This is a genomic window from Pseudomonas sp. FW507-12TSA (genome assembly GCF_058781435.1).
In genome coordinates this window covers 14256-40888 of sequence record NZ_JBYSWT010000016.1, presented here as the reverse complement: position 1 = coordinate 40888, position 26633 = coordinate 14256, and the positions used below count along the sequence as shown (strand labels likewise).

Annotated in this window: 34 protein-coding genes; 16 read left to right on the top strand and 18 right to left on the bottom strand. The window is 57.0% G+C overall.

What is annotated here, in order from left to right; translation table 11 throughout:
• Positions 1-78: 78 nt before the first annotated feature.
• The 7 genes from AC3WK8_RS16540 to AC3WK8_RS16510 all read right to left on the bottom strand — a co-directional run bounded on the left by AC3WK8_RS16540 (position 79) and on the right by AC3WK8_RS16510 (position 5094).
• Positions 79-618 (bottom strand): copper chaperone PCu(A)C, encoded by a 540-nt coding sequence (locus tag AC3WK8_RS16540; protein WP_103325278.1) that lies wholly within the window; start codon positions 616-618, stop codon positions 79-81.
• On the bottom strand, positions 618-1223 hold the full coding sequence (locus AC3WK8_RS16535; protein WP_031321714.1) for an SCO family protein: 606 nt from the start codon (positions 1221-1223) through the stop codon (positions 618-620). Before AC3WK8_RS16535 ends, AC3WK8_RS16540 begins: the two co-directional genes overlap by 1 nt.
• 79 nt (positions 1224-1302) lie before the next feature.
• Entirely contained in the window at positions 1303-2307 is a 1005-nt protein-coding gene (locus AC3WK8_RS16530; RefSeq protein WP_146043265.1) for an alpha/beta hydrolase, read from the bottom strand.
• Complete coding sequence (locus tag AC3WK8_RS16525) at positions 2304-2720, bottom strand: NUDIX hydrolase (protein WP_103325275.1); 417 nt, start codon at positions 2718-2720, stop codon at positions 2304-2306. The genes AC3WK8_RS16530 and AC3WK8_RS16525 overlap by 4 nt, the downstream gene beginning before the upstream one ends.
• Positions 2721-2846: 126 nt before the next feature.
• Positions 2847-3503, bottom strand: a complete 657-nt coding sequence (locus tag AC3WK8_RS16520) for a LysE family translocator (protein ID WP_103325274.1) — start codon at positions 3501-3503, stop codon at positions 2847-2849.
• Positions 3504-3585: 82 nt separating this feature from the next.
• A complete protein-coding gene (locus AC3WK8_RS16515; protein WP_103325340.1) occupies positions 3586-4395 on the bottom strand; it encodes a helix-turn-helix transcriptional regulator in 810 nt (269 codons plus the stop codon).
• 93 nt (positions 4396-4488) lie between these two features.
• Positions 4489-5094 carry a TetR/AcrR family transcriptional regulator gene (locus tag AC3WK8_RS16510; RefSeq protein WP_178088022.1) on the bottom strand — a complete coding sequence of 202 codons (606 nt, stop codon included), beginning with the start codon at positions 5092-5094 and terminating at the stop codon, positions 4489-4491.
• A gap of 98 nt (positions 5095-5192) precedes the next feature.
• On the opposite strand from AC3WK8_RS16510, the gene AC3WK8_RS16505 reads away from it, so the two are divergent.
• Together AC3WK8_RS16505 and AC3WK8_RS16500 are read left to right on the top strand one after the other, a co-directional pair.
• Entirely contained in the window at positions 5193-5417 is a 225-nt protein-coding gene (locus AC3WK8_RS16505) for a DUF1272 domain-containing protein (RefSeq protein WP_085597635.1), read from the top strand.
• Entirely contained in the window at positions 5414-6250 is an 837-nt protein-coding gene (locus tag AC3WK8_RS16500; protein ID WP_103325271.1) for an alpha/beta hydrolase family protein, read from the top strand. The genes AC3WK8_RS16505 and AC3WK8_RS16500 overlap by 4 nt, the downstream gene beginning before the upstream one ends.
• On the opposite strand, the gene AC3WK8_RS16495 is transcribed toward AC3WK8_RS16500, so the two are convergent.
• Positions 6247-6711, bottom strand: a complete 465-nt coding sequence (locus AC3WK8_RS16495) for a GNAT family N-acetyltransferase (protein WP_085597637.1) — start codon at positions 6709-6711, stop codon at positions 6247-6249. The two genes, AC3WK8_RS16500 and AC3WK8_RS16495, sit on opposite strands and share 4 nt — an antisense overlap.
• A 504-nt stretch (positions 6712-7215) precedes the next feature.
• On the opposite strand from AC3WK8_RS16495, the gene AC3WK8_RS16490 reads away from it, so the two are divergent.
• The 7 genes from AC3WK8_RS16490 to AC3WK8_RS16460 all read left to right on the top strand — a co-directional run bounded on the left by AC3WK8_RS16490 (position 7216) and on the right by AC3WK8_RS16460 (position 13305).
• Positions 7216-7701, top strand: a complete 486-nt coding sequence (locus AC3WK8_RS16490; protein ID WP_085597638.1) for a MaoC family dehydratase — start codon at positions 7216-7218, stop codon at positions 7699-7701.
• Between the two features lie 109 nt (positions 7702-7810).
• Positions 7811-8119: a hypothetical protein gene (locus tag AC3WK8_RS16485; RefSeq protein WP_085597639.1), complete on the top strand. Its 309-nt coding sequence runs from the start codon at positions 7811-7813 to the stop codon at positions 8117-8119.
• A 9-nt stretch (positions 8120-8128) separates the two neighbouring features.
• Entirely contained in the window at positions 8129-8824 is a 696-nt protein-coding gene (locus AC3WK8_RS16480) for an SDR family NAD(P)-dependent oxidoreductase (protein ID WP_103325270.1), read from the top strand.
• Positions 8821-10176: an ANL family adenylate-forming protein gene (locus tag AC3WK8_RS16475; RefSeq protein WP_103325268.1), complete on the top strand. Its 1356-nt coding sequence runs from the start codon at positions 8821-8823 to the stop codon at positions 10174-10176. Before AC3WK8_RS16480 ends, AC3WK8_RS16475 begins: the two co-directional genes overlap by 4 nt.
• A gap of 23 nt (positions 10177-10199) precedes the next feature.
• Positions 10200-11912: a chloramphenicol-biosynthetic FADH2-dependent halogenase CmlS gene (gene cmlS / locus AC3WK8_RS16470; RefSeq protein WP_103325267.1), complete on the top strand. Its 1713-nt coding sequence runs from the start codon at positions 10200-10202 to the stop codon at positions 11910-11912.
• Between the two features lie 95 nt (positions 11913-12007).
• Positions 12008-12838, top strand: a complete 831-nt coding sequence (locus AC3WK8_RS16465) for a class I SAM-dependent methyltransferase (protein WP_085597643.1) — start codon at positions 12008-12010, stop codon at positions 12836-12838.
• Between the two features lie 8 nt (positions 12839-12846).
• Positions 12847-13305, top strand: a complete 459-nt coding sequence (locus AC3WK8_RS16460; RefSeq protein WP_103325265.1) for a MaoC/PaaZ C-terminal domain-containing protein — start codon at positions 12847-12849, stop codon at positions 13303-13305.
• A gap of 41 nt (positions 13306-13346) precedes the next feature.
• On the opposite strand, the gene AC3WK8_RS16455 is transcribed toward AC3WK8_RS16460, so the two are convergent.
• The 5 genes from AC3WK8_RS16455 to AC3WK8_RS16435 all read right to left on the bottom strand — a co-directional run bounded on the left by AC3WK8_RS16455 (position 13347) and on the right by AC3WK8_RS16435 (position 16959).
• Positions 13347-13802 (bottom strand): GNAT family N-acetyltransferase, encoded by a 456-nt coding sequence (locus AC3WK8_RS16455; RefSeq protein WP_207245026.1) that lies wholly within the window; start codon positions 13800-13802, stop codon positions 13347-13349.
• A gap of 45 nt (positions 13803-13847) precedes the next feature.
• Positions 13848-14831 carry a fatty acid desaturase family protein gene (locus AC3WK8_RS16450; protein ID WP_085597644.1) on the bottom strand — a complete coding sequence of 328 codons (984 nt, stop codon included), beginning with the start codon at positions 14829-14831 and terminating at the stop codon, positions 13848-13850.
• Positions 14832-14879: 48 nt separating this feature from the next.
• Entirely contained in the window at positions 14880-15923 is a 1044-nt protein-coding gene (locus AC3WK8_RS16445) for a GNAT family N-acetyltransferase (RefSeq protein ID WP_256592284.1), read from the bottom strand.
• Between the two features lie 126 nt (positions 15924-16049).
• On the bottom strand, positions 16050-16172 hold the full coding sequence (locus tag AC3WK8_RS16440) for a hypothetical protein (RefSeq protein WP_256578597.1): 123 nt from the start codon (positions 16170-16172) through the stop codon (positions 16050-16052).
• 517 nt (positions 16173-16689) lie between these two features.
• On the bottom strand, positions 16690-16959 hold the full coding sequence (locus AC3WK8_RS16435) for a hypothetical protein (protein ID WP_103325260.1): 270 nt from the start codon (positions 16957-16959) through the stop codon (positions 16690-16692).
• A 320-nt stretch (positions 16960-17279) separates the two neighbouring features.
• Here AC3WK8_RS16435 and AC3WK8_RS16430 point away from each other — a divergent pair, with 320 nt between their 5' ends.
• The 4 genes from AC3WK8_RS16430 (at position 17280) to AC3WK8_RS16415 (ending at position 20589) form a co-directional block, all read left to right on the top strand.
• Positions 17280-17861 (top strand): hypothetical protein, encoded by a 582-nt coding sequence (locus AC3WK8_RS16430; protein WP_103325259.1) that lies wholly within the window; start codon positions 17280-17282, stop codon positions 17859-17861.
• Between the two features lie 195 nt (positions 17862-18056).
• On the top strand, positions 18057-18461 hold the full coding sequence (locus AC3WK8_RS16425; protein ID WP_103325257.1) for a DUF2251 domain-containing protein: 405 nt from the start codon (positions 18057-18059) through the stop codon (positions 18459-18461).
• Positions 18462-18868: 407 nt separating this feature from the next.
• Positions 18869-20035 (top strand): site-specific integrase, encoded by a 1167-nt coding sequence (locus tag AC3WK8_RS16420; protein WP_146043264.1) that lies wholly within the window; start codon positions 18869-18871, stop codon positions 20033-20035.
• 266 nt (positions 20036-20301) lie between these two features.
• The gene (locus tag AC3WK8_RS16415; protein ID WP_310650573.1) at positions 20302-20589 is read left to right on the top strand and encodes an AAA family ATPase; all 288 of its coding nucleotides are present in this window, start codon (positions 20302-20304) and stop codon (positions 20587-20589) included.
• Between the two features lie 23 nt (positions 20590-20612).
• Here the strand turns inward: AC3WK8_RS16415 and AC3WK8_RS16410 are convergent, their stop codons facing one another.
• Positions 20613-20909, bottom strand: coding sequence for a helix-turn-helix domain-containing protein (locus tag AC3WK8_RS16410; RefSeq protein WP_103325256.1), 297 nt, complete (start codon positions 20907-20909; stop codon positions 20613-20615).
• Between the two features lie 84 nt (positions 20910-20993).
• Here AC3WK8_RS16410 and AC3WK8_RS16405 point away from each other — a divergent pair, with 84 nt between their 5' ends.
• Positions 20994-21440, top strand: a complete 447-nt coding sequence (locus AC3WK8_RS16405; RefSeq protein WP_103325255.1) for a hypothetical protein — start codon at positions 20994-20996, stop codon at positions 21438-21440.
• A 300-nt stretch (positions 21441-21740) separates the two neighbouring features.
• On the opposite strand, the gene AC3WK8_RS16400 is transcribed toward AC3WK8_RS16405, so the two are convergent.
• The 3 genes from AC3WK8_RS16400 to AC3WK8_RS16390 all read right to left on the bottom strand — a co-directional run bounded on the left by AC3WK8_RS16400 (position 21741) and on the right by AC3WK8_RS16390 (position 23550).
• On the bottom strand, positions 21741-22022 hold the full coding sequence (locus AC3WK8_RS16400) for a hypothetical protein (protein WP_103325253.1): 282 nt from the start codon (positions 22020-22022) through the stop codon (positions 21741-21743).
• Positions 22019-22420 carry a hypothetical protein gene (locus AC3WK8_RS16395; protein WP_103325251.1) on the bottom strand — a complete coding sequence of 134 codons (402 nt, stop codon included), beginning with the start codon at positions 22418-22420 and terminating at the stop codon, positions 22019-22021. Before AC3WK8_RS16395 ends, AC3WK8_RS16400 begins: the two co-directional genes overlap by 4 nt.
• Positions 22421-22608: 188 nt before the next feature.
• On the bottom strand, positions 22609-23550 hold the full coding sequence (locus tag AC3WK8_RS16390; protein WP_256592283.1) for a DNA-binding protein: 942 nt from the start codon (positions 23548-23550) through the stop codon (positions 22609-22611).
• A 344-nt stretch (positions 23551-23894) separates the two neighbouring features.
• On the opposite strand from AC3WK8_RS16390, the gene AC3WK8_RS16385 reads away from it, so the two are divergent.
• Complete coding sequence (locus AC3WK8_RS16385) at positions 23895-24296, top strand: hypothetical protein (RefSeq protein ID WP_103325250.1); 402 nt, start codon at positions 23895-23897, stop codon at positions 24294-24296.
• Positions 24293-24610, top strand: a complete 318-nt coding sequence (locus tag AC3WK8_RS16380) for a hypothetical protein (RefSeq protein WP_103325248.1) — start codon at positions 24293-24295, stop codon at positions 24608-24610. The genes AC3WK8_RS16385 and AC3WK8_RS16380 overlap by 4 nt, the downstream gene beginning before the upstream one ends.
• Before the next feature lie 302 nt (positions 24611-24912).
• Here AC3WK8_RS16380 and AC3WK8_RS16375 read toward each other — a convergent pair whose 3' ends face one another.
• Entirely contained in the window at positions 24913-26631 is a 1719-nt protein-coding gene (locus AC3WK8_RS16375) for a UvrD-helicase domain-containing protein (RefSeq protein WP_103325246.1), read from the bottom strand.
• Between the last annotated feature and the right edge of the window lie 2 nt (positions 26632-26633).

Genomic DNA, 26633 nt, shown 5'->3' with positions numbered 1-26633 from the left:
TTCAGCACCGTGGTAGGCGCAGACACAAAAAAGCCGCTGGCCTTGGCGGGACAGCGGCTTGTTTCAAGCAGTGCAGGCTCAGTGCTGCATCTTGCCGTGGTCCATCGAGCCATGATCCATCGAACCATGATCCATCGAGCCATGGCCCATGGCGCCGTGGTCCGGTGCGTTGAGAGCACGAGCCTCGGCGTCGACCTTGATGGTTTCCTTCTCACCCTTGGCGTTTTCCACGGTCAGGGTCAGCGGTACCTTGTCGCCGGCCTTGATCTGGCCTACCAGCTCCATGAGCATCACGTGGTAGCCCTGGGTGTCCAGGCTGACCTTCTGGCCGGCCGGCAAGGCGATAGCCTGCACCTGCCGCATGCTCATCACGTCGTTGTGCATGCTCGATTGATGGATCTGCACGTTCTTGGCCACCGGCGACTGCACTTGCACCAGCTTGCTCTCGCTGCTGGCCGTGATGTCCATGAAGGCGCCACTGGCGTGCTGGCCGGCGACGGTGGCGCGGACCCAGGCGTTGTCGACCTGGGTCGCAGCGCTGGCGGCGTTGGCCAGGCCCAGCAGGGAAGCCAGCAGCAGGGCAGATTTGAAACGCAATGAACGGGGTTGCAGAGTCATTAACAGACCTCCATGACGGTGAGCAGATCTTCTGCGCACTCCTGGGCGTTCAGGGACTGGGACAGGCCCAGGCGCAAGGTGCCGCGGGAGTCGAAGACGAAACTGGTAGCGGTGTGCGAAAGGGTATAGGTGTCGCCGCTGGGGATCTTTTCATAGAACACCCCGAATTCCTTGGCCGTGGCCGCGGTTTCTTCCAGGGTGCCGTACAGCGCCTCGAAGCTTGGATCGAAGGCCTTGACGTAGGCATCCAGCACCGCGGGAGTGTCGCGCTCGGGATCCAGGGTGATGAACACCACCTTGAGGCGATCGCCGTCACGGCCCATCAGCTTCTTGGCCTGCGCCGCGCGGGCCAGGGTCGTGGGGCAGACGGCCGGGCACTGGGTGAAACCGAAGAAGATCATCGGCATCAGGCCACGGTAGCTGGACAGCGATTTGGTTTCGCCCTGGGAATCGGTGAGCTTGAAGGTACGGCCGAGAATCTGATTGCTCAGGTCCTTGCCGTATTTGAAAGACAGCCGGGGACTATTGTCACAACCGGCCAGCAGGCCCAGGCCGAGTACTCCGGCGCTGGTGAGCAGCGTGCGGCGAGTCAGTAGAACACTCATGAAATAACGCCCTTTGAACAGCCAGACAGGCAAAAAACCCGCGCATGGTAACAAACGGACGAAGGACGCGGCGGGCTAATTAGACCAAAGCCTGCGGCCATCGGTCGCACTCCATGGCCGTTGCCGGGCACTCAGCCGCGCTTGTCGCCAGGGGTGGCAACTGGCGCAGCCAGAGGGCGATGTCCTCTACCACGGTGGGCATGTGGCTTTGTCCGTGGTGATCGTCGAAGCGATGGCCCAGGCCGGGATAAGGCCGAAAATCCACTCCCGGGCGGGCGTCCCGGCGCAGTTGCTCGACCATAGCCATGACCGCCGGCACCGATACCGACTGGTCGGCCATGGCCTGGATGAGCAGCGCGGGGGTATGGCTGTCTTGCAGCAGGGCCAGTTGATCAAGTCGCAGTACCTCTTGCCACCAGCGGGCACCGTGGCCACTGGCTCGCAGGTCGGCCGGTGGCTGCCCTTGCACCTGTTGGATGAAGGCCTGCAAACCCTGGCGCGCTTCGGCTTTTTCCGCCACCGGCAGATCGCTGCTATCGACGCTGTGCAACAGGTCGTCGGCAAACCACTGGCCACCGCCGTTGAAGGCCACGGTGGCATCGACGACACCCGGGCGTGCGGCCAGGGCATGGGCGATCACCGCGCCTTCGCTGCCGCCCAGGGCTATTACCGAGGCGTAATGGCGTTGTTGGCGCAGGTGCTGGATCACCGCTTGCAGGTCGTCCGTGCGCTGCGTCGGACTGTCGTGCTCCAGGTAGGCCTGCGGGCAATCCGCGCGTTCGGCGTCCTGGCTGTAGGGCAGGGTCGCCTCGAGCCCGTACTTTTCCACGGTCAGTACATCGGCCTCGGGCATCGCCTGGGCCAGGAGGGGGATGCTCGTTATATGGCTCACGCTGTTGCAATCCGAACCCTGGAGGATCACCAGCAGCGAGCTTGACGGCCCGGATGGCTGGCGTTGCTGCAGGTAATAGCTGATTGACGAGCCATCGGGCCGCAGCAGGTGCTGTGGCGCTGGTTCCCCGGCCCTGGCCAGCCCGCCAAGGCCCAGCAGCACGACGAGGATCCAGCGATGTGTACCGATCAAGACTCCACCGCAGCGATCTGCACCAGCGCCCGTACCGCGGTGCGGGTGGCCTGGGTCAGCGGTTGCGGCAGGCGATCGAGCTCGAACCAGGCGATCTCGCTGTGCTTGTGCGGTTCGAGGTTGCAAGGCGCCATGGCGGGCGCCGAAGCCAGGTACACCGGCGCCACCCAGTGTTCGCCGCGCTGCGGATCGATCTGGTCGACCACGCACAGCAGACTGACGCCTTGCAGCGTCAGGCCCAGCTCTTCGAGGATCTCCCGGCGCATGGCCTGTTCCACCGGCTCGAGCCAGTCGACCTTGCCTCCCGGCAGGCCCCAGTGCCCGGCCTCGGGGTCTCGCAGGCGCTTGACCAGCAGCAGTCGGCCGTCGCGCACGATGGCGGCGCCGCATCCCGGGCGGGGCTCTTGTGGCATGGCGGTTCTCCTTGGATGGATGGGGCGCGCGCTGGCGGCGTTGAAGGACAATATCGGTTAGCGGTATGACAACCATGCTGGGCTTTGTTGTTCATTTGTAATCGGCTGCGGCCAGACAACGACCAGTCAGCAGCGCAGCCCGACTCCCCACAGCCAGCAAGTGCGCACCAGCATCGCGCCCAGTACCCCCAGGGCCAGCAGGATGAGCATCGCCCCGGTGCAGCGCTCGAGCCAGGGCAGGACCCGGGAGAAGCGCAGGCGGAGCCGGCCATTGCCGATGGCCACGGCCACCAGCACATCCCAGGCCAGTACCACGCTGAACATCCACAGGCCGTAGGCCAGCTTCCAGCCGTTGTTGAGCCCAGCACCGACCAGCGATGCCAGGCTGGCGTAGAACAGCGCGTTCTTGGGGTTGAGGATGCCTGACAGGAAACCCATGCCCAGCCCGCGCCACCAGCCGGCCCGGTCCTGGCCATGGGACGTCACCGTGGTCAGCGAGCTGCCGCCGGCATGGCAGATGAACAGCCCGCCCACATACAGCAAGTAGGCACAGCCGGCCACCTGGATCACCAGGAACAGCAGGCCGTCCGGGCGCAATACCGAGACCCCGGCAAATGCCAGGACGATGAATACGCCGTTGGCCAGGGCGATTCCCAGGCAGGCCCCGGTGGCCGAGCGCCAACCGGTGGCCATGGACATGCGGGCCACCAGGAAAAAATCGGGGCCGGGGGAGAGCAGGGCAAGAAAATGCGCGGCAGCCACCAGCAGGAACTGTTCGAACATGAGCAAGACTTCCACAGAGCAAGAGGGGGGCAGGAAGTCTGCTTGGCGCCACGGGCCGGGTATTGAAGAAAATTGCGCGGCCTCAGGCCTTGTACAGCCCTGGGGTGACGCCGACATGGGCCTTGAACACCCGCTGGAAGTGCGCCTGGTCGGCGAAACCCAGGCGTTGGGCCAGGGCCGCAGGAGCCTCGCCGGCTTGTAGCGAGGATCGGGCCTGGATGATCCGCTGGTTCAGCTGGAAGGCGTGGGGCGTCATTCCGGTGGCGCTGCGAAAGGCCCGGATCAACTGGTAACGGCTGATGCCGGCCAGTTGCGCCAATTCTGCCAACGGGCTTGTGGCTTGCGGGGCCTGGCGCAAGAAGGCCACGACCCGGCGGACTCCGGCGCTGGCCTGGGCAAGGTCGGCGGCCAGGGTGAGCGTCGGTTGTTCCCCGGTCGAGAAGCCACCGATGAACTCAATCAGCGCTGCTTCCTTGTCCTGCCAGCTGGCGGCGGAAAACAGCAACTCGTTGAGCCGGCAGAAGCCTTGATAGAGCCGCGGGGTGTCGTTGAGCAGGACCTGGCGCCTGGACCTGGCCGCAGCGCCGGGCTGTTCCTGGCGCAGGGCCTCCACCCAGGCGGCATCCAGGTGCAGCATCTGGTAGCTCCAGGCCGTGCCTGGGTGGGGGTTGCAAGCGTGCACGCAATCGGCCGGAACCCACACCACGCTGCCGGCGCGGATCAGCGTCGGCCCCGCAGAGGCTCCCGTGAAGATGCTTTCGCCACGGTCCACCGCGCCGATGGAGAGCGTGGGATGACTGTGGGCCTTGTAGTTGGCGCGGCTGTCGCAGGCCCTTCGACTCTCGACGTAGGGCAGCTGTGAATCGCGCCAGAACTGGGTAGTGCAAGACATCATCAACAGGGCCTGGGCAGGGGGCGGGCGATCAAGACTAACGTCGATCGGCGCCCGGCAGAAGCTCGCTCGCCGAGGTTTCCGAGGCCCAGGTCAGCGGCCATTGGGCTTCAGGCTATCGAAGAAGTCGCGGATGATCAGTTTCATTTCGCCCGCGGCCTGGGGCTTGTCCCGGGCATCCTTGATGCTGATGGCCGCCTGGGTGAGGAAGCCGTAGACCAGGTTGGTCAGGTTGTTCGGGTCGTAGGGCTTGACCCGTCCGGCGGCATGCAGCTCATGCATCAGCTTGGCGATGTGGTGCAGGGTGTAGCGTGAGTCGATGGCTTTCCAGTCTTCCCAGCCCAGCACGCTGATCACTTCCTGCAACGACAACAACCGCTTGCGCTGACGCATCACGGTATCGATGAACGCCGTGGCCAACTGTTGGGCCCGCGACCAGGGATCATCTGTCGCCGGCACCTGGTCCAGGGCCTGGGCGATCATGCGCATCTGTTGCTCATAGCACTGGGCGAGCAATTCCTTCTTGTTGGCGAAGTGGTGGTAGAACGCCCCCTTGGTCACCCGCGCCTGGCTGGCGATGCTGTCGATGGAGACCCCGGTGTAACCGTGGGCGATGAACTGCTCACGGGCGCTGTCCAGCAGGGCATCGCGGGTCAGTTCGGAGTTTTCCTGTTGCCGGCTCTTGACATTCATACTCATGCCTTTTTACATACTGTCGGTATGTGATGCTAGCACGCAGCGCTCGCAAGTACAGGGCGCTGTTTCATTCAGGTTCGTCCAGGAATGCAGAGGTATCCATGCTGAAGATGAAAACCCGTTGTCAGGCCTGCGCCAGCGCCTTGAGCGATAGCGGCGGGGCGTACATCTGCTCCTATGAATGCACCTTCTGCGAGCCTTGTGCCGTGCGGTTGGCCTATTGCTGCCCTAACTGCGCCGGCAACCTGGTGCAACGGCCCTTGCGCACTCGCAAGCCCACCCGGGTGCTGGTCGATCGCTTGTTCAAGCGGGGAGTGCGGACATGAGCCGAGAGGTGGAGATTCAATGCGCCGACGGTGTCTTGCTGCCGGGTGATTACCATGATGCGCAGGGGCCGGCGCAGGGAGTGATCCTGGTGTCCGGCGCGTTGGGCGTACGGCGCGGCTTCTACCGGGCTTTTGCGGACCTGGCCGCCCAGGGTGGCTTCGATGTGCTGCTGTACAGCTATCGCGGGGCACAGGATGAGCTGCCATCGAATGTCCGATGCTCCCTGGCCGACTGGGGCGTACAGGATATCAGCGCCGCCATCGAGTTCTGCAGTGCCGAGCGTCCGGCCTTGCCGCTGTACTTCATCGGCCACAGCATCGGCGCCCAGTTGCTCGGGTTATCTCCTGCGGCGGGGCAGTTGCGTGCAGCAGCCTTTATCTGCGGGTCGTTCCCCTATTGGAAGCGCTGGACGGGTCTCGAACGGCTGCGCATGGGCTTGCTGTTCGGCCTGTTGATTCCGCTGGTTGCCAGGTTCAGCGCGACGTTTCCGGCACGGTTGCTGGGCCTGGGCAACCAGAATTTGCCCAGCCGGCTGATGCTCGAGTGGTCACGCTGGGTTCGCGAGCCCGACTATCTGCTGGCCGAGCGTTTCGGCCTGGCCCGGCGGGGTGGTTACGAGGGCCTGGCGATCCCCCTGGTCAGCTGGGTGTTCGATGATGACAACTATGTGCCCTGGGCCGCCGCGCAGCGGATGCATGACGCCTACCCAGCGGCCGCGCTGCAGGTCAAACGCACTCCACGCACCGCCGGAGCGGTGGGGCACTTCGGCTTCTTCCGCAGTGCGGCTTTGCAGGGCGAACTGCTGCAGCAACTACGGAGTTGCTCAGGCTAGGCAATGCCAGCGGCGGGCTGCGGCAAGTCGATCACCGCCAGCATATCGTCACCATCCTCGTCCATGCCGGTTTCTACGAAACCGAAACTGGAATAGAAGTTACCGGCTATCGGGTTGCGGGGGTGGTAGCAGATCTCGATCTGCGCCAGGCCCTGGATTTGCTGCAGTTCCTCGAGCAGCAGGCCCAGGGCCTGACGGCCAATGCCGCGGTTCTGATGCTGTTTGTCCACCATGAAGCGCCAGATGGAGACTTTTCCCGGGCTCTCGGCGCTCCACAGGAACAGGCCTACGGGTTCGTCCCCATGGTAGATGGCGCGTGCGCTGCAAGTGGGGTTATAGCTGGCCTGGACCAGCGACCAGAGGTTGGATGCGACGTAGTCTTCCTGTTCCTCGAACACTTCAAGGTCGCAGATTCGTTCGTAGTTGGATTGATCGACTGCGGTGAGCTGTACCTTGGACACCTTGGATTTCTCTTTGGCTGGCGGGGGAGCAACATACCAAAGGTTTAGTTCTGCCGCGCAACTATTGGTGATGAAAAGTGCGGGCTAGAGCGACAACAGTCGAGCTGGCAATACGGATAATTAGTACCTTCTGATATATCTAATTTTCCCTGCTTGGTAAATTTTGCCATGCTTGGGCCAGCATACCGTTCATCGAATAATCATGCGTCCATAAGAAAAAAACAGCCATTGCGCATCGGGCTGATCTAAACAAAGATGGGCATTCAACACCCTCGGCTAGTACTGAAACGATACATCTTGTTTTGTGAAATTTTTCCTTGACATGCCTGTAATTCCAAGCGGAAGGTATAAGCAAGAGGTCTGGTCCTGGCTCTTTTGTAAATCTAAATTTTTAGCTTCACTGAGTATGTAGAGCTTAATTAACCATATAGTTAAAGTTTCACCAAGGGACTGTATGCGACCTGCCCAAGGGGTTGGTTATTAATGGATAAAGGAAATATCAAGATGAAGCTGTCGACGTTTTCCACTCCTATTAATGAGCGTTATTTTGAAGACTATATCGAAGGCTCGGTATTCGAGTATGGTCCATTGGACGTCGGTGAATCCGAGATCATAGAGTTCGCCAGGCAATTCGATCCGCAAATGATGCATCTCGATCCACAGGCCGCGGCGAGTGGTCCTTTTCAAGGGTTGATTGCCAGCGGATGGCATACGCTGGGCCTGATGATGCGCCTGTTCGTTGATAACTACCTATCCTCCGTAGCCAGTCGTGCCTCCCCTGGGGTCGATGAGATACGCTGGTTCAAGCCTGTCCGTCCTGGTGATCAACTGCGGTTGCGGATTTCGATCCTGGAAACCAGGCGCTCTCGTTCCAAGCCCGATCGGGGCCTGGTTATCTCCCTGCTCGAAGGCATCAATCAAGACGGTGAAGTCGTGGCGAGCGTCAAGCCGATGAACTTCCTGGCACTACGCGACCCTGTCGCTCAATAGAATTCCTATTTCAAATCCTGTTATTGGGTACAAGGGAGATTATTCCTTGTCGCTGACTCGACATTACTAACCTGAGCATTCAACTAATGCACTATAGTGAGGTGAGAACATGCCAACCAGAGCAGATATCGATAGTGTCGTGAACCAATCATTGGCCGAGAGCATTGCCAGTCAAAGCAATGGCCTTTCGGTTGAAGACATGAGCAAAGTAACCATATATGGAGTGGATGGCCTGTTCGACTCCCTGCAGTTGGTGACATTAATGATGCGGATCGAAGAGTTGATCGCCGACAAATATGATTTGTCTGTATCGCTGACGTCGGATCGTGCTATTTCGCGGAAAGTCAGTCCTTTCCAAAATCCATCGACGCTGGTCGAGTTCATCATGGAAGAGATCCCCGCTCTAGAAGTTAGCTAGGAAGCCTTCATGCTGATCCTCGTTACGGGAACACGTACCGGACTAGGTCGAATGTTGGTCAAGCATCTGATCGGGAAAGGGCATACGGTCATTGGTTGTAGTCGCAGGGAAGGACCCAGGATGCCTCCCGGCTACACACACTTCAATGTTGACCTGACTGAATCAAGGTCTGTTTCAGCAATGTTCCATGTAATAAGGAAGCGCTATGGCTTTATCGATGCGTTGATCAATAACGCGGGTGCATCCGTCATGGAACCATTTCTGCTGAGCGATTTGGACAATACAAAAAAACTCTACGATTTGAATGTGTTTTCAGTGATGCAGTGCTGCCGCGAGGCGGTGAAGTTACTCAAGAACAGTAGTGGTTCGGGGGCAATACTGAATATCTCTTCAGTCGCCACCTTGTTTTCCCTGGAAGGGCAACTCGCCTATGCAACCAGCAAGGCAGCGATAGAGCAGTTCACTCGTTCTCTAAGCCGGGAAATCGCCCCCTTGAATATTCGCGTGAATACCCTGGGATTGCCCCCGCTGCGAACAGCGCTTACCAGGACCCTGGACAAGGACAAGATCGAAGCACTCATTGCCCGCCAGGCCATCAAGCGACCCTGTGAGTTCCAGGATGTGGTCGGGCCGGTGGAGTTCCTTATTTCCGAGGCGTCGGGCTTCGTATCAGGCGAGACGCTCTATCTAGGAGGGGTCAGATGATCAACGCAGGTTGGCTGCGCGGCCTGGAAGCTAGAGGTGTTCGTCGAGCACTGGTTGATGGGGAAGTCGCGCTTTCGTACATGCAGGTAGCGCAGAAGGTCAGGGATCTGGCCACGCACTTCATTCAGTCCGGCATCGCGCCTGGGCACGTGGTGGTACTGCATGGGAATTATTCGGCCAATGGAGTCCTGGCCTTGCTGGCCCTGGCTGCCATCAAGGCCATCGTTGCGCCGGTTACGAACCTGACGCCCTCGGTCGAGGAAACTCTGAAGGTTTCCTGTGATGCAAGTTTCATGATCAGGGCCTTTGAGGAGGTGGTCGTCGAGCCTTGCTCCGGCCAGTCCCGGCACCTTTTGTACTCCTCTCTCAAAGCCCGTGGGGCCGCTGGGTTGATCCTGCTTTCCAGCGGCAGTACCAGCAGACCGAAGGCGATTCTGCACGACCTGGACAAACTGATCGCTGAAAAGGACAAAGAGTCCCGGGGGCGGCAGCTTGTGGTCATCCTGTTTCTGATGTTCGACCACATCGGCGGCGTGAATACTTTAATCAACATATTGTTTTCCGGTAATTGTGCGGTCGTGGTCAGGGAGAGAACACCGGATGCCGTGTGCCGGGAGCTGGAGTTGCAGCAGGTGCAGGTCTTGCCTGCCAACCCGACATTCCTGAACTTGTTGCGCCTTGGGGATTTCCACCAACGCTACGACTTGTCGGCATTAAGACTCATTACCTACGGCACGGAAGCCATGCCAGCCCAGCTTCTGGTCTATTTGCGAAAAATATTTCCCCGGGTGCGGCTGCTCCAGACATTCGGCACCTCTGAAACAGGAATAGCCGGGACACAGAGCGCTTCTTCGCAAAGCACGCGTTTCAAGATCGTCGATGAGAGTTTTGAACATCGCATTGTCGATGGCGAACTCCAGTTGAAGTCACCGAGCCAGTTCCTTGGTTATCTCAACGTCGAAAATACTTCGCTGACAGAAGATGGTTGGTTCCGCACCTGGGACCTGGCCGAGTCGGGCAGCGATGGAGAGATACAGATCCTCGGGCGGATGAACGAGGTGATCAACGTCGGCGGAGAGAAGGTCCTGCCGATTGAGGTCGAGTCCTTGCTTCTTGCATGTCCACTGGTCCAGGACTGCCTCGTATACGGGATCAGCAACGCTATTACCGGCCAGGCGGTAGGGGTGAATGTAAAACCGGCATACCCCATCAGTGCCGAGGGCTTGAGAAAGGCAACCATGGATTTTCTCGCAGGCAAGCTGGAGCGATTCAAGATGCCCGTAAGAGTCAGGATGGTTGATGAAATTGCTGTTTCGGAGAGAGCGAAAAAGAAACGCAACGTCGAGCGTTAATTGCGACTTGAAGGAGAACAGGAATGTTACCAGGCAATGTAGTCATCATTGGTGGTGGACCGGCCGGGTCTGTGGCGGCACTGACTCTGCTTAAGTTGGGACACAAGGTCACGATCTATGAAAAAGAGACTTTTCCCCGGTACAGGATTGGCGAGTCATTTCTTCCTGGGACCATGTCGATATTCAACAGGTTGGGCCTGCAGCCACTCATCGACGAAGCCCGGTTCGTCAAGAAACCCTCCGCGACCTTTCTCTGGGGACAAAACCAGCCGCCATGGACTTTTTCCTTTTCAACCCCGAAGAGCACCGCTGAATGGGTTTTCGATCATGCCATCCAGGTCAAGCGAGAAGTGTTCGACCATTTACTCCTGAAGGAAGTCATGGCCCGAGGTGGGACGGTCCACGAGGGGGCGGCGGTAACCCATGTCGATTTAAGCGATCCTGAGAGGGTCATTCTGGAAGTGCGCCAGGGCGATGCATCCTCGACGGTTTCTGGTGACTATCTGATCGATGCTTCAGGTGCCAACAGCATTCTCGCCCGGCAACTGAAAATTCGTCGTTATGACGAGTTCTATCGCAATCTTGCTGTGTGGTCGTATTTTTCCTGCCCGGATCCGTTTCAAGGAGACCTGCGCGGTACGACCTTCTCGATAACTTTCGAAGATGGTTGGGTGTGGATGATTCCGCTCGAGGGGGATATCTACAGCGTTGGTGTGATCGTCGATATCAGCAAGGTAGGAGAGATAAAGGAGGTGGGGCCGGATGAGTTCTACAGGCGCACGCTGGCCAAGTGCATACGCGCCAAAGAGTTGCTGGGCGATTCGGAGCAGATCGATCAGGTCAGGGTCGTTCGTGACTGGTCATACGACACCAGCACCTTTTCCAGCGGGCGTTTCTTTCTTTGCGGTGACGCTGCCTGCTTTACCGATCCGTTGTTTTCGCAGGGCGTGCATCTCGCGTCCCAATCCGCTGTTTGCGCGGCTTCAGCGATCGATTATCTGTCCCGGCATCCAAGCGAAAGCACACAGGTCCATGAGTGGTACAAGAGCACCTATGGCGAAACCTATGAGCAGTACCACGAATTCCTCGCCTCTTTTTACACCTATGCCTCTTTCACCGAGCCCGATTCCGAGTTCTGGAACAAGCGCAGGATAGTGGAGAGCGAGGATGATCGTTTCAATCGCCGTCAATGGTTCGACCAACTCACTGACAAGGCAGGAGGGGAGGAGTGGGCGATCTCGGACTTCAAGGACCGGGCATCTACGATGATCGCCCTTGGACGACACCAGCGCAGTGAACTCTCCGATGAATTTTCCGATGCGGAGCTGACGCCAATGAGGGTCGGCTGGATTGGCAAGTTGTTGAAGCAGTTGTCCAGCATATCCGAGTTCAGCTGGAACGGCGGGACGGTCACCTTACAGGATTACTACAAGGTCAATCCGCTGGATTTCAGGCTTGAACCCAAGGAAGTGCTATCAAACGGCGAGAGGCGCATGACCAAATATGCTGCCAACTCCAAGGTCAGGGAAATATTTTCCGACTTGATCAAGGAGAAGTTCGACTACAAGACCTTGATCAGCCGATTGAATGCAGCTGGTTACTCCGAACATGCCTTGCAGATGGTCATACGCCTTTTCGAGGCAGGCCTGTTGTCCGGGAAGAACATGCTGGGAGAAAAAGTGCATATACAAGACCGTCTGAGATTCGATGGCGTAGGCATTGAGTACGAAGTTTGAATCAAACTACCGATCGTCATGTGTTCCCGAGCGCGGTGCCCATGGGGAATGACGACTGATCTGTTTCGGACATTTTCAATATCCCGGAGAACCAGATGAAGCTCGATCAAGAGTTTGAGAAACACTATTCCAGGCCAGACCTTGAACAGAAGATTTTCTCTGCACTGCGCGTCAGCGGGAAAGATCCGCAAAGGCTGAATCTAGAGGACCTGGCGCCGGTGGATGAAATTCACATCGGCGGGCGTCAAGCGACTGCCGACCTGGCCGACAAGTTGGGGCTCCACGAGGATATGAAGGTCCTTGATGTCGGCTGCGGGTTGGGTGGGGCAACACGCTACTTTGCCAGTACCTTCGGTTGTGAAGTCCATGGCATAGACTTGGCTCCCGACTATATCAATGCGGCCTCTACACTGGCTGCCCGTATAGATGGAGGGCTGAAGGTCAGTTATCAGCAGGCTAGCGCCCTGGCGCTGCCATTTCCCGATGACTTCTGCGATGTGGTGACCATGCTGCACGTGGGGATGAACATCGCTGACAAGCCGCGGCTATTCGAGGAAGTCCGCCGAGTACTGAAACCTGGCGGCAAGCTTGGGATCTACGATGTGATGCGGGTCGGGGAGGGGCAGATGCTCTATCCGGTTCCCTGGGCATCGAATCCTAGTACGGACTTCGTCGCCCCTCTGGCTGAATACCTCGGGTATCTGAAGCAGGCGGGGTTCACGGTGATCAGTGAAACGGACCGCTGGGAGTTCGGCGTGGCGTATTTCGATGATTTGAGGAGCCGGAACCTGGAGCAGGGGGTATCGCCACTTGGACTGCATATTTCATTCGGCGCCACTGCCATGCGGCAGATGGTCAATATTTCAACGCTGATAAAAACACGGGTACTCAGTCCCGTTGAACTTGTCTGCAAACTAGTCGAATGAGGCCGGCCATGACCGATCATGGAAACTTGTATTTCGAAGACTTTGCCAAAGGACAGGTCTTCGTGTTGGGCAGTGCGCAGGTGACGGAAACAGGCATCATCGATTTTGGTCGTGAATTCGATCCACAGGCATTCCATATCGATCCTGTCGCGGCGCTGGATTCACCCATGGGCGGGCTGGTCGCCAGCGGCTTTCATACGCTTGCCCTGAGTTTCCGACTCTTCATCGACTTGGGATTGCTCAGGGCTTGTAGCGTGGGCGGCGCAAGCTTGAATGATGTGCGCTGGCTAAAAGCGGTGCGTCCAGACGATCTCATCAGTGGAGCGGTAACGGTTCGCGACGTGCGCAATATCCCCTTGCCCGGTAATCGGGGCCTTGCGCAGTTTTCGTTCGAGATCATCAATCAGGCACAGGAGCGTGTCTTGTCCTACCTGGCCACGATTGTACTGAAGGGGCGAGAGTCCTAGCGGTTGGGTCGAGCCAGGTAACAGCGCAGGCGAGGGTGGGGTTACATCAGGGCCAACTCCATATCCCAGCAGTCCAAGCCGGGTCCATGGCCGTCGGGCGTCACTTTGCGCAGCACAAAACCCAGCCCGGCATAGAAACCCTGGCTGTGCTGGCTGGTGCTGATGCGCACCGCGCGGGCCAGGCCTTGCTCGCGAATGGCTCGTAGCCGGGCTTCGGTCAGCAGGCGCCCAATGCCCTGGCCGTGCAGCGCCTGGTCGACCATGCCCCAGCACAGGCTGGCGGTGCCTGTTTCGGGGCGCAGGGCATGACCACCACAGGCCACGATCCGCCCGTCGCGTTCGATGACCAGCAGGTTGGCTGTCGAATGTTCGAGGAAGTGCAGGAAGTCCGGGCGCTCCAGGGGATCGAAGAAGGCCGGGGTATTGCTGTCGAACAGTTGCAGGCAGGCGTCCAGGTCGTGGTTGGTGAAAGGACGTATGCAGGTCATGGCGCTCATGCTCGGCGAAAGATCCCGGATATTCGGGATCTTTCGCCGGTGCGGTCAAGTGCGGTGATCGAAGAAGTGCCCCATCAGCTTCAACAGCGGCCGGCGACGGTTGGTCCAGGCGAAATCCCACTCGCTAACCTGCGAATCCCCTGGATGATGCTCATGCTCGTGCAGCAGTTTGTGGGCTTCGGCCAGCCGGTACCAAGGCACCGAGGGGAAGGCGTGGTGCACGATGTGCAGGTTGAAGTTGAGGATGATGAACCGCGACCAGAGCGGCAGGTTCTTGCAGTCGTGGGACACGACATCCTGTTCCCAGTACTGCAGGCGGTCGGCGTCCTTGGCTTGCAGCGGCGCCTCGGCGTGGTGCGGCAGGTTCAACAACTCCACCATGAAGAACAGAAACAGCCAGATGATCAGGTAGAACATCACCAGGTCAGCCAGGTGTCCGAAGTACAGCGCGACCCCGGCCACGGCGAGGTAGGCCACCAGGTACAGGCGGGCGAAGCGGATTTCCTTGAGAATCCGCGGCGAGTTGTCGCCCTTGGCCCGGGCGATGAACGGTGCCCGCCAGTTCAGCAGGAAATGGTTGGCCGCGATCATCGGGATCCAGTGCTTCCACATGAACTCCAGGGTTCGTTCCTGCTTCTTGGTCATGACCGAGAACTTCTCGATCATGCCGCGGTTTTCCGGATCGTTGAGGGGGTGGGAGGTCCAGGTGTGGTGGGCCGTGTGGAAGCGACGGCGAACCAGGAAGGGCAAGGCGATCAGCCAGCCGTTGCAGTGCCCGATGAAGTTGTTGACCCGACGGTTCTCCGAAATTGCGCCGTGCAGGGCCTCATGCAGGATCAGGTAGATCTGCAGGGTGGCGACGCCAGCCAGCACCAGGCCGAGCAACTGCAGCCCGGTGGATGAACTGAGCCAGAGGTTCCAGGCCAGTACCAGGACCAGCATATCGGCGACCCACAACATTACGGTCCAGGGCTCCTTGGCGCCGTCGGGGATCTGTTTACGGACGTTAAGCCATTGTTCTTTTGTCACTTGCTTGACTCTCCAATAATCATCCGAAGGGATGCAGGGCTCGATGGATCAGTTGTCGATGCGCGGAGCGTGGCCGGGCCGGATGCTGCACAGGTTGTCGCCCAGCCTGGCGTAGGCCTGGTCGAAGAAGACGACTTCCTCATCGAAACCATGGCTACGCGGGGCCTGGTCGAACTTGTGCCACACCAGGTTGATGCAGTCGTAGCGGGCGCCGCCTTGCAGGTGCCAGGCCGGCAAATAGGCGGTCACCGCATAACCCTGCCGCATCAGGCCACCGAGCAGTTCCAGCTTGTCGGCCAGTACATGAACGCTCACGTACTCGATGTCCTTGTGCGCTTGTACAAGTGCCTCGAGCTCCTGCAGCACCTCGCGCTCCGAGGGATAGTTGCCCGAATGCCCGGACACCATCAGCGCATTGGCCTCATGGTCCTGGGTGTACAGCATCTGGCCGTGGCGCTCGGTCCCCGGGGCACCGCTCAGGTAGGTATTCGGATAGGCGCCCAGTACCGGTTCCATTTGCAACGAGGCGTACAGGTACTGGCTGATGAAATCGCTGCCCGAGGACTTGGCATACCAGGGGGCGATATGGACGAAACCGTCCTGGGCCGGCGGGTGGATTGCGGTCAGGTGATATTCGCGGATGCCGTCGACCTTGTTCGGGCCACCGTCATGGCCCACCAACACTGCCGGCTTGATCTTGCCCATCACCGAATGGATGGCGATGTTGCGGGGGGTGTAGTAGCCCAGCTCCATGGCGTCGGGCCGATGATCTTCCAGGCAGAGCCTGATCAGGTTCGAGATCGCACCGCCGCGGCGTGCATCCGGATGGATCACCCCATGGCCGACTTCCCAGGACTGGTTCCAGGGACGCCGGGTGATGCAGACGCAACCCAGCAGTGCGCACTGGTTCTCGACGACGAACCAGCGCTGTTGATCGGAGTTCATCGCGTTGCGGATATACACCGGGCTCTGGCACGGATGGGTCGTGTGCCCATAGATGGACTGAAACAGCTCGGCAAGGCCATCGATGTCTTCGAGGGTGCCCGGGCGAAATTCAAATGCATCGGCTTTGGAATCGATGTTCAAGGGCATGGAAACAGGCGTTTCCAGATAGCTTGTCGTGGTCATTGCACACCAGGTGGCTTTGTTCGAGGCACGTGAAAGCGGTGACTGCCTTGGGCATGTCACGGCTCGTGGATAGACGCTTGAAGTGTTGGGCTAACGGCCGCCATCGCGTCGTGAAAGACGCAGGCAAGAGGTGAGGGCGGTCAACGACAGCTCGCTGGGTTGCATATCAACCGCGCTGTACTGGCAATGGGCGTCATCCTTGATGGGGTACATCTGTAGCTCCTGTCCATGATTGGATAGCTGTGCCGGCAACTGGACTCCTTCCAATTCGCCGCGGCTGCACTATAGGTTGCCGACACGCATCGGCATATGTGACCAGCCGGTCGCTGTCCCGATAATCCCTGTCTTTTTGGTCACTTTTAGTCGCTTCGCTGCAGCATGGGAAAAACTGCAAGTGAATCAAGGTGTTGAACTTCAGGGAGGGGCAGGGGGAATGCCCCTCGGTAAGGTCGTTGCCAGCCAGGAACCTGCTACGCGAATTATTCGCACAACAAGGGGCCAAAGGCAGCGTGCGCGGGTAGGGCACGTCTAATAATCAGTCGACTGAGCCGTGAAGTAAAAAAGGGTGAGAGGAGTAGTTTCAGGAATATATTGGCGTTAGATTGATAGCTAATATAGAAGGCGCTGTTAATGCATGAAGTGCAACTTTGAAGACTTATTTGGTTGCGCTGACTCACCGGAGCTTATAACAGGCTCTGGTGCGTGTTCACGCACCAGAGCGCCCTGATAACTACCACTGGCCGCTTGCAAGGCAGCCGACAATTTCCCAGCCGCTATATTCCCACCAGGAATATCGTTCATCGGAACAACTCCTGGCCAAACTAGCCAACTTGATTTCGCCAGCTGCTTTTTGGGTTCCGAAAGGAGTTTCGGCAGTAGCGGTAACCTGGTTGACGGTTAGGGGAGGATTGATAGTGGTCGGGTGCACGGAAGCGTTCGCGACACTTGCGGTGAAAGCGACGGCCGCTGATATAGCGATAACAGTTATGAGCTTTTTCATGTTCGATTCCTTTCAGTTATCTGACATGAGGCTTATGCATTAGCCTGATCTGCTTTTTATCAATGATCCGAAACAGATCGGGCACTCGCGCAGGGGGCGCCATGGAAGGCTACCACCATGACGCCTTGCCCACAGTCGCTCAAGGGAGCTATTGACAAGCAGGTAGAAGCCTGAATTTTTCATGGATAGAGTTAACCAAGCTGGGACAATTCATTCAGCTTAGTTTCCCGGTGGACGAACTTGATAAAGATCGGATCAAAGCTATCCTCACCCAGTAATTTCATAATGCGTGTTGAATATTTGGGCAGGAGCCAAGAACCATGACAGGGAAAGATTTGGTTGATGCAATAACAGGTAACCCATTACTGATGGGCTTGAAGGACTGTCCTGCAGTGCCAGCTCAAATGAGCTGCGCTGTCTACGGAAAGGTGCAAGATGACGTTGGAGATGATGTCATCAAGAATGATTCGAAAATGAAATACCAAATTGAACAGGCACTGTTATTTCGCGGTGATAACTCACAGACAGCTGTTTGGCACTTTCTTGTTACGGGATCAGCAATCCATCACTTTGTCGTTATCCCGTGGTACAAGTCGTCAGTCGGCACAGTGTATACGGTGTTCATGGCCTACGAGAACCAATACTCGGTGGACGCATATGTCAAGCATCTCAGCCCGGCCCCTGGCGCGGACAAAGGATACAAGGAGCATTGGAGGTCAAGTGGGCTAAGTACGATGCTCTCTGGCTTGCTAACTAATAGCAACGCCTGGGAAGAGTATTTTGGCCATGTTGGAGAAGCCCAGGCAGATGCAATTCATTACTATAAATACAAAATCACAGCATTAAGCACTGCAGTGTCCAATGTGAATCAATTTAAGAAACTCTGCGCTAAGGCTACTTGACCAAGGCGAGAGCCTGAATACCAAGGAAGGAACTTCAGGTATTGTCGCTCGCATGAGTGATGGGCACTTCGCTGGCCGACCATTTATTCTAGGTGATGGAGGACCCAGGCCAATCTCTGTCCGGAGATTGCCTGGGTTGTTCCGAGTTGCCATCATGGGCGCCTTCGAATACTCCAAGAGACAAGGAAAGTTGCAATGCCCATTTATCTGGCAGCTGAAAGCGAATTGAAGGTAGGCCACGCCCTGGTGTTGGAGGCTCCTGCCGAGGAAGGTTCCTTCGTCGTGGTTTTTGAAGATGATGGTGACACCGGTTACTTCTACGCATTGGATACCGCGGCCGAGGGCAACCCGATCCACGATGCGCTGCATATCTACAATGCCGGCGATGTCAGTGACAGCCACAAGCCATCGACGATGAAAATCGGCTGGGCCGTCGATCACCGCAAGGCGGTATTGCTGATCAATGATTTTCCTCATGCGGTGTTTGATTTCGATGCCAAGCAAGGATATTGCAGATCGGGATTTCCACCGCAGGCTGGCAACGGCTGGTCCGAAGGCGGTCACCAGTGGGACGACGCAGCACTAGATCTGTTTGCTTGATCAAACGCCTGGCATCGCCAGGCGTTTCACATAGAGGTACGGATGGAAGCTGGAAGGTCAGAAGCAGGCTCTGAAATCTGGTCTGCACTGGCCCTGATATCCTGGTATAAAAATGCGCATAATGTATATTATGTTAAATTATGTATATGGCTTGAAGCGCTGATCCCGCTTACCCGCTTCTAACGTCCTGTGGCTCCTGCCAAAAAAAGAATCGGTTGACTGACAAAAAACAATCCATAGTTATCAACTGGTTAGCTATCTACAGCTGCGAAGCTAGGCGTTCATTAACGTCATATGCAAGCTAAAAAAGGATACTGCGCAACGGTAAAATGAGCAGTCAAAAAAAGATACTCAAATGCTTTTGCTACACTCATCCAATCACGGACCAAATGTACGTTGGGTGGCCTATGTCACAAGAATACATCCTTCAGCCCCTGTTCGCTGGGCCAGAATGTATGGTCTGGTCTGACGACGAATATTTTCGAACGTACCCCAGCGTACGATCCTATATTAGCGTTTTTAAAGGATTTGACGCTTTCAAGGACTTCAGCAACGCTAGGCTATTTCTATCCCAGCACAATCGATCGCAGGGAACCTTCGGCAATTACCGTGGTTTTATTGAGCGCTTACTTTTATGGAGTTGGATTTATGCTGGCAAGGCTTCATCAGTACTTACTTCTCAAGATTTTAGAAAATTTCTTACCTTCTGCGAAAAGCCGCCTCCTGCTTGGCTAGGCAATGCCCCCAAAGCACGATTTATTGACGATGAGGGAGAATGGATTGTTAATGAAAGTTGGCGACCAATGGACTCGCGGGGGCTAAACAAAATCAATGCCCCTCACAATGGATCGCTGAGGCAGATTCAAAGCATTTGCAGCTCTTTTTTTAGCTTTCTACATCTTGAGGGGTTATCGACGGCGAACCCTATTAAGGGGTTTAAACCGCAGCACGGGCGCCCCTTTTCGAGAGGCCAGCCACCTAGAAGCCTAGTTGATCGCGATCTCCTGAAAGTGGTTCTTTCCGAGTTAAAGCGACAGGCTTCTCTATCGTCTGATGGCGAGCGCGCCCTTTTTGCCATAGCAGCGGCTTTGCATCTCTATCTGCGACCGTCAGACCTGGCAATTAATAACAATAGATACCCACTAATGAATGTTTTCAGTTTTGCTGACGGGAAGTGGTGGTTTGTGCATTTTAATCGAGCCCCTCCTCAAAAAGTTCCAGTTCCGTCTAGTTTTCTCCCATACCTAAAACGCTATCGCGTCAGCAGGGGACTTCCTCCTTTGCCCGAGGCAGATGAAAGGTTGCCGCTCTTAGAGGCTTTACATGGCCGCTCCGGCATCTGTATTCGCCAAATAAATGGAATCGTCAAGGCTGCCCTGATTGAAGTTCATCGAGCCTTATCAATAACAGGCCTCAATGAACCTGATTTGCAGGTAATAAAATCACTTTCACTTCGGTGGTTCAGAGACACCGGTGCAAAGTTGGATACTCTGAAGAGGTCGCCTCTTGATCTTCAACATGGCCTCGGCAGTCTCAGCCCTGCCTACGTTTACGGTAGGTACTATGCAGGATGAACCATGGGTCGGTAACTGGCTAAGCAGTGGTAGATTGATTCATCCGCAAGCTCCGGCGTACTCAATCAGTTCATCCTCGATGAGCGCGGCAGATGGTGTGAGCGCATTTCGGATAGTAATGGTGACAAAAGGCCGTCATTGGTGTTGGAGTCCTGCAAGCGCTCAGCTAGAGATCCCGATCTCCATCCCCAACAACCTGCCCTGAGCCACTACAAGGAAGAGGTTAGGCAGATCTAGTACCTGGAGATCGCGACCTCCGCAAGCTCATGCCTGTTCGAATCGACTTGGCAAGCACCACTACCCTGCTGGTCGGCGCTAACAACAGCGGTAAGTCATCCGCTATGTTAGCGCTACGTAAGTTCCTGCTCTCAAAAGCGACCGCATTTCGTCTCCAGAATCTGACGCTTTTCCACCTCGCAGTCATTGATACCATGGGCGCCGATTGGCAGGCTTCGGGTGAAACCTTTGAGACTCCCACGGCTAATGAGCGATCGCACTGGTTAATCGCCCTTTTCCATCGCGGGCTAACGCAACGATTGCCTGGGCGGCAGTAGTATCCATAGCGTGCTGGTGAGTTTCATTTGCTTCGGTTAGTAAATCCAAATGCTTGCAACTCATCTTCCAAGCGAGCGAGAAGCGCCCGGCTATCCCGGTGCGGCTCCTTAAAAAGGTAGGCCGCAATCAGCACAGTGGCGGGATGAACCTCCAATACACCCGCCAACTGCTCGAGCTTTTGAATTGTCTGACCTTTCTGTCCTCTTTCCAGCGTACTTAAGTATGTGCGGCTACTGACCGTCGAAAAGTCCTCCTGGGTCAGTTCCCGATGCTTGCGTAGCTGCTTGAGGGCAAGGCCAAAGGCCGCATTCAGTTCCATTTTGCCAAATCCGCAAAAGGAACGATGAGGCCCGCTTGAGCGCTATAGGACTACAATCTATAGAGTTCATTTCGAGGCTCAGTCATGTTTATCACCTATCATCATCTTGAGATGCACCTGGATCCGCGGTTCGATTACTACCCGGCCCAGTTGTGGGCTGCTGTCGAACAGGACCTTCAATGGCCATGGTTTTACGTGCAAATTGCTCGGCGGGATAAGCGTGAGGTGATAGCCAGCACGCTGCTGCTCCAGTACGCACATGACTTGGCGTGGATTATCGAAAGCCAGTCGAAGCACGCATGGGTCGAACAGGTGCAAATCGTAACCCCAGCCCATCTCAACGGGCACTCCAGATGGCTGATGGAGCCGTTGCAGGAGGTGTGCGTAGTGCAGGACGAGGCTGGTGTATCAGGCCTGCTCTTCAAAGTGGAAAACGACGTCCGCTATTCACTGCATCCCACGCGAGACCTAGAGAAACTGCTCGTGATCAACGTATTGTTCTCGGCTGAGTCGGATTTGGGGCGACGTTGAGGAGCAGTCGCGGCTGGTCATCTCGACCGGAATTTCGTGAGCGCACCCTAGCAGTATCTTTGATCGTTGCTTGCCCAACCTGGTGTGTGCAGGTAAACGGGGTCACGGTAATAATCTGGGGTATTCGCAAGAGGAGACGGTTGCCCGTTAACAGGTCCCACAAGCCAGTCAGGTGGTTCGCATCAAAAATGTCCACGATGGGCAAATCTAGTCGCTTGACTCACTGGGTGAGAGCTTGCGCTTCAACGACCCATCCCAGCCCATCGAGCAACGCGGAAGGCAGCTCGATTCGGTCGCTCATCAGTAGCGGTACTCTTGCGGCGAAAAACGCCCCTTGGGACCAAACAGCAACATGGCCGTAAGCCTTTCCAGGTAGGCCGCCGCCTCCCTGGGAGCATACTGCGCAAAATACACCCGCTGCGCCGCAGACAGGGTGGCGTGGTGCATGAGGCACGCCTTCACCATCTCTGCCAATACATAGCCACGGACGTCATAACGTGCATCGACGGCGCGTAGGACGGTGTCATAGCAGGCGTAAAAAGTCGATTGCGCACTGACCTGCCGTTGGGTATCGCGACTCATCCCTGGCTCCCGGCCTGCCAAGAGGTCAGAAACTGCAACACCTGATCGACTTGGCCCTGACTGACCAGTTGCTCCGCAGTCTGCTGGTCGAAGGTTGGTAATGGCTCGAAGCGAAACCACGTGATCGCCGGCTGGATGGCAATCCCGTTCTCGGCTACCGCCAAGACCACCCGAAGGACATCTGCGATAAACCGCTGCGCCGCTTCGACATCTGATGTTCTGGCCGCATCTGGTTGGCTGCGACGATAGACTGCGACCTGGTCAGCAAGCACGTCAGGTCTGAGGGCAAAGATCTCGACGTAGCGCTCAACTGAGTAGGGTGTGCCGTTCGCGGTACAAAGGTAGTCGATCAACTCGGCGGTCGATAGCGCCGCTGGTTGGGGTACCCCCTGATTCATAGCTCATTCCTCCCACTACATTTCATACTAAAGCATGCCCGCAAACCGGCGATGGGCAAAGCCCCTGTTGGTCGCCAGAACCATCTACGTGGACGCACCATTTTCCGATCCATCAAGCGCTTTTCATGCCTCCTCAGCGCCGTACCTACTGATGTAGCCGCGTCGGTCCAAGTACAAAGCGTCGACGCTCAGTCGCGCTTGTTAGTTGAACGTCGCGGGCGACTGGCCAGCACCTCAATACGGGCTTCGGCCGCCACCGCACGTTCACGAGCTCCGGCCAGATCCTCTCGGGCGGCCTGCAAGGCGGCCTCTAGGCGATTGATGTGTTCACCCGCCTCGCTAGCGCGTTGCTGGATCTGCGCCAACTGCGCGCCGAGCAATTGCCCCTGGCTACGTGCCGCCTGCAACTGGTCACGGGTGTCTGTTAGGACAAGCTGATGCTCCTCCATACCGCGCTGGGCAATGCTGAGCCGGCCTTGGGCGTCCTTAAGTTGTGCGCCCAGTGCTTTGCTCTCCTCCCGGGCTCGATCGATCTCGCGATAGGCGCGGTCTTCGACGTCGCGGGTGTAGCGCTGCTGCTCGCTACGCGCTTGCTCAGCCTGCTTACGGCTTTCCTGCAACAGATGGTCGACTTCGGTCAATTGCGTACGCGCCTCGTCACGCTGCGCTTGCAGTTCATCGCGCTGGTTGCGCAGGTCGTCGATCTGAGCCTGGCGTTGGGTCAGTAACTGTTCCAAATCAGCCAGACGGACTTCTGCGCCCTGCCTCGCTGCCACAGCTTCCACCGTCTGCTGACGGGCCTGTGCGACTTCCAGACGCGCGCGAGCCTCCAGCTCGGTCAGCGCCTCGCGCTCTTCTAATAGCACTTGACGCTGGCCGGCCAACGCCTGCTCCGCCACGCCCTGGGCCAAGGTGGTCGCCTGCTGCCAAATAGCAACGAAGGCCTGTGCCACCTCCGCCGGCAGTCCGGGTAGCCGGGTTTCGCCGCGCAGGCGCCCGGCCAGCTGTTCCCACCACTGATCGAGCAAAGCGCCGACCCGCGCCGGGCTGCCGCGCCCCAATTCCAGGCGTACCCGCTCCACCGTCGGCCGTTCGCCACGGGCCAGCACCGCGTCCGCGGCGGCAAACACCTCGTGCTCCGGTACCCCTACTGCAGTGATCAGAACTGAAAAGGCCAAAAAGCGGTAAGTCAAACCCCCAAATCGACCCTACCGCACATTCCCTAAACATTAGTTCCAGTCCGCCCACCACCATCGCGTGGTCTCAGTCGTTCCGCCTGGCCCTCTCTGTGTCTACTGTGTCATCGGGGGATGCTCCTAGGCCGTTGCGTGAAAGCTCCACATCCGTGGCGTACATACGCTTCCGCTGAACGACCGCCCTTGCCACGTCGACCATAAAAGCCACACAGCTATGGCTTTGCTTACTGTTGATTTGGGGGCATGCTGTTAACGAAAGGTCGCGAGGGGAACAAGTCATGAACCAAGAGGCATTTCAGTTAACCGCGCTGTCAGCTGCTGAATTGGCTGATTACCTACGCAACACGAAAGGGACAACCTCTCCAGGGGAACGTTACGCCAGGGCTTTTGGCCTCAACCCAGCTGAGTTTGACGTTTACCTCGCTACGTATCGCAAAAGCCAGTCAGATGGTGCAACCACGACTGACTCCGAAGCAGCGCTACGCTTCATAACAGATGTCCTACGTGTGGTTCTGACGGTGACTGAGACCGGTGCGACTATCGAGCAAGCAATTAGCTGGTTCCGCCAAGATCAATTGTTAACTTTCGAGGGGCGAACTGCGGAGCAACTAGTCAGTCAGGGCCAAGTTGAGCAGGTGCTGCAATTTCTGGCCTCCTGGCAGGCCGGGAGTCAAGGATGAGTAACGACGCCTACCTACAGACCGGCCAGCAACCGAACTATCACTTATGCTATCGAACCATCCTTTGCGCCATGGATGAGCGATACGACATACGCGGCTATGTACTGGCGGAAATGGTGAAAACATGTCTGAAGCACCGAGCCTGTCTATCTGCGGCCCAGCGCGAGCGCTTTATACGATATGCGCAACCGGAGGCGATCATCTATCTCGAATATCTAACGGCCAATTTATTGTTTGGCCCACAGGGACGCTTTTCACCCAAGGAGTATCATTATTCACAAACAACAGATATCAATCAGTTTCGAGGCCCTTGATGAAAAATGAAAAGAGCTAGTGCACAGGACATCGGACAGGATCAAACTCGTACTTATTCGGGAGCCGATTAATCGGAGTATCATCCGCGAGCTGTAAGAAAGGGGTAATGGTACAACCTTGATCAACCAGCGCCGTTTTGCACTAATCTGGAACCCGTTCACCATTATCCGCCAGACAAAGAAGGCGAGGTGGTTGGGCCTGGGCATTTTGTCTTTCACTCTAGGTTAGCGGATCGCAACGTCCGATCAGCCGCACATCAGTAATGATGCGATGGTCCCTGGCGGCATCCCCAATCTTGCGTTCAAATCAACGGGCAGCGATTTCGCCCAGTCGGCGTCAAGATAGTCGCCTTCTTCATTGCACGAGTGACAGCGACACGCATGGCTAAACGGGCCTGACGCACGCGATCCGGGGTTGCTTCGGTCGGCAAGAAACGCCCCTTCATCACTCCCTCATAAAGAATGACCTCTGTGAATTCCTTTCCCTTCGACTTGTGCATGGTCATCAGATGGAGCCCCTTCCAGTCCCTGGTGACAGCTTGAAAGTGGTCCTGAATAAGAGCATCCCGCACCAGCTTCTCTGCTCCTGAATAGCCTTCAGCTGAGCGCCACATCTCGCTCAAACGGCTTCGAAGTAACGATCCCTTCCCAAGCAAGCGCACATACCGACCATCTATACCGATCTGCTTGAAAACCTGCTCGGTGCTTGAATCCAGAAATTGTCGTGCGGCAACCCAGTCAACTTGGGGGTCGCCAGTCAATTGCAACTCAAGACGCTGGACTGCAATAAGCTGTGCGGCAGCAAGAACCCGCTTGTGCGGCGCTCGACGAAGTGCTTGCCCACCGAACAACTGCTCCAGAGCGAGTACCAATTCCAAGTGAGCCTTGCTTGGGGCTTTCTCGCCTTTCCTGCCACGCAGATGAGCACATAGGTTTCTAAGAAGTCTTTCAGTAATGAGTTCAGCATTCGCGCCACCTTCCAGCAACGCGGCGATCGCCGTAGCAGAGAGTGCTGCTGCCTCCTGGTCGAACGCCACCTCATGGGAAAGCCTGGGCAGATTGTCCGCATCACTCGAAAGGTACGCAGAAACCTCAGCCATGAAGCTTTTGCTGGGAACCAGAATGGCTAGTGACCAATCACGTCCGTCTCTATTCAACCGTGCTATAGCAGTCAGAATGGCAAATTTGAAAGCCCGATGGAGCATCCCCTTGCGCGGCGCATAGGGTGTAACCGACACATGGGTGTAGGCTCTGCCCCTATTTACTCCTGCCAGCAGATCGTTGCCGAACTGGACGATGTCGGTCCCTGTGCTCCGGTGATTTTCCATTCCAAAAGAAAAGGAGGCGGGGCGGTAGGCTTGTTCGAACTCTTGAATCCTGCTAGCACTGGCACCGCGGAATTCGAAGATTCGTTGTTCCGGATCAGCTAAAGCCAGCACCTGGCTATGCCGAGTCAACGCCCGAATGAAACGCCACTCATCCTCGTTCGTGTCCTGGAACTCGTCGAGTATGATCAGTGGATAGCTGTTGCCGTAGATGCGCTGCAGCGACCGGCTTCTCTCCAGCAACATGGCCGCATTGCTGGCGAACAGGTCGAAGTGCAACAGTCCCTCCTCCTCGAGCAGCCTGATTTTCTCCAAGGCTATCTGTTCTTCGCTCAATGTGGACAATCGCGCAGCAGCCTCTGGCGGAGGAAGAAGTGATAAGGCTCGCCCGTTGCGGAGCAAGTAGCCATGGCTGCGCAGCAAATTCCACGTGAAGCCATGATAGGTGTTGACCTCGAGCCGAGCCTGCTCAAGTTTCGGCAGCATTTTCCCGGCCTGTTCCGCAACCCTCGCGACCGTTGCTCTGGCGAAGCTCAGGAACAGCACCTGCTGATACTCTGTGAGGTCTAGTCGGCCTAGAAATGCTTCAGCTTTGAGCAATGCGACTGTGGTTTTCCCTGAGCCAGGGCCGCCCATCACCACCAGATGTCTGGGTGACTCGATAACATCCCGTCGAGACTGATCAAGCACCATCATCT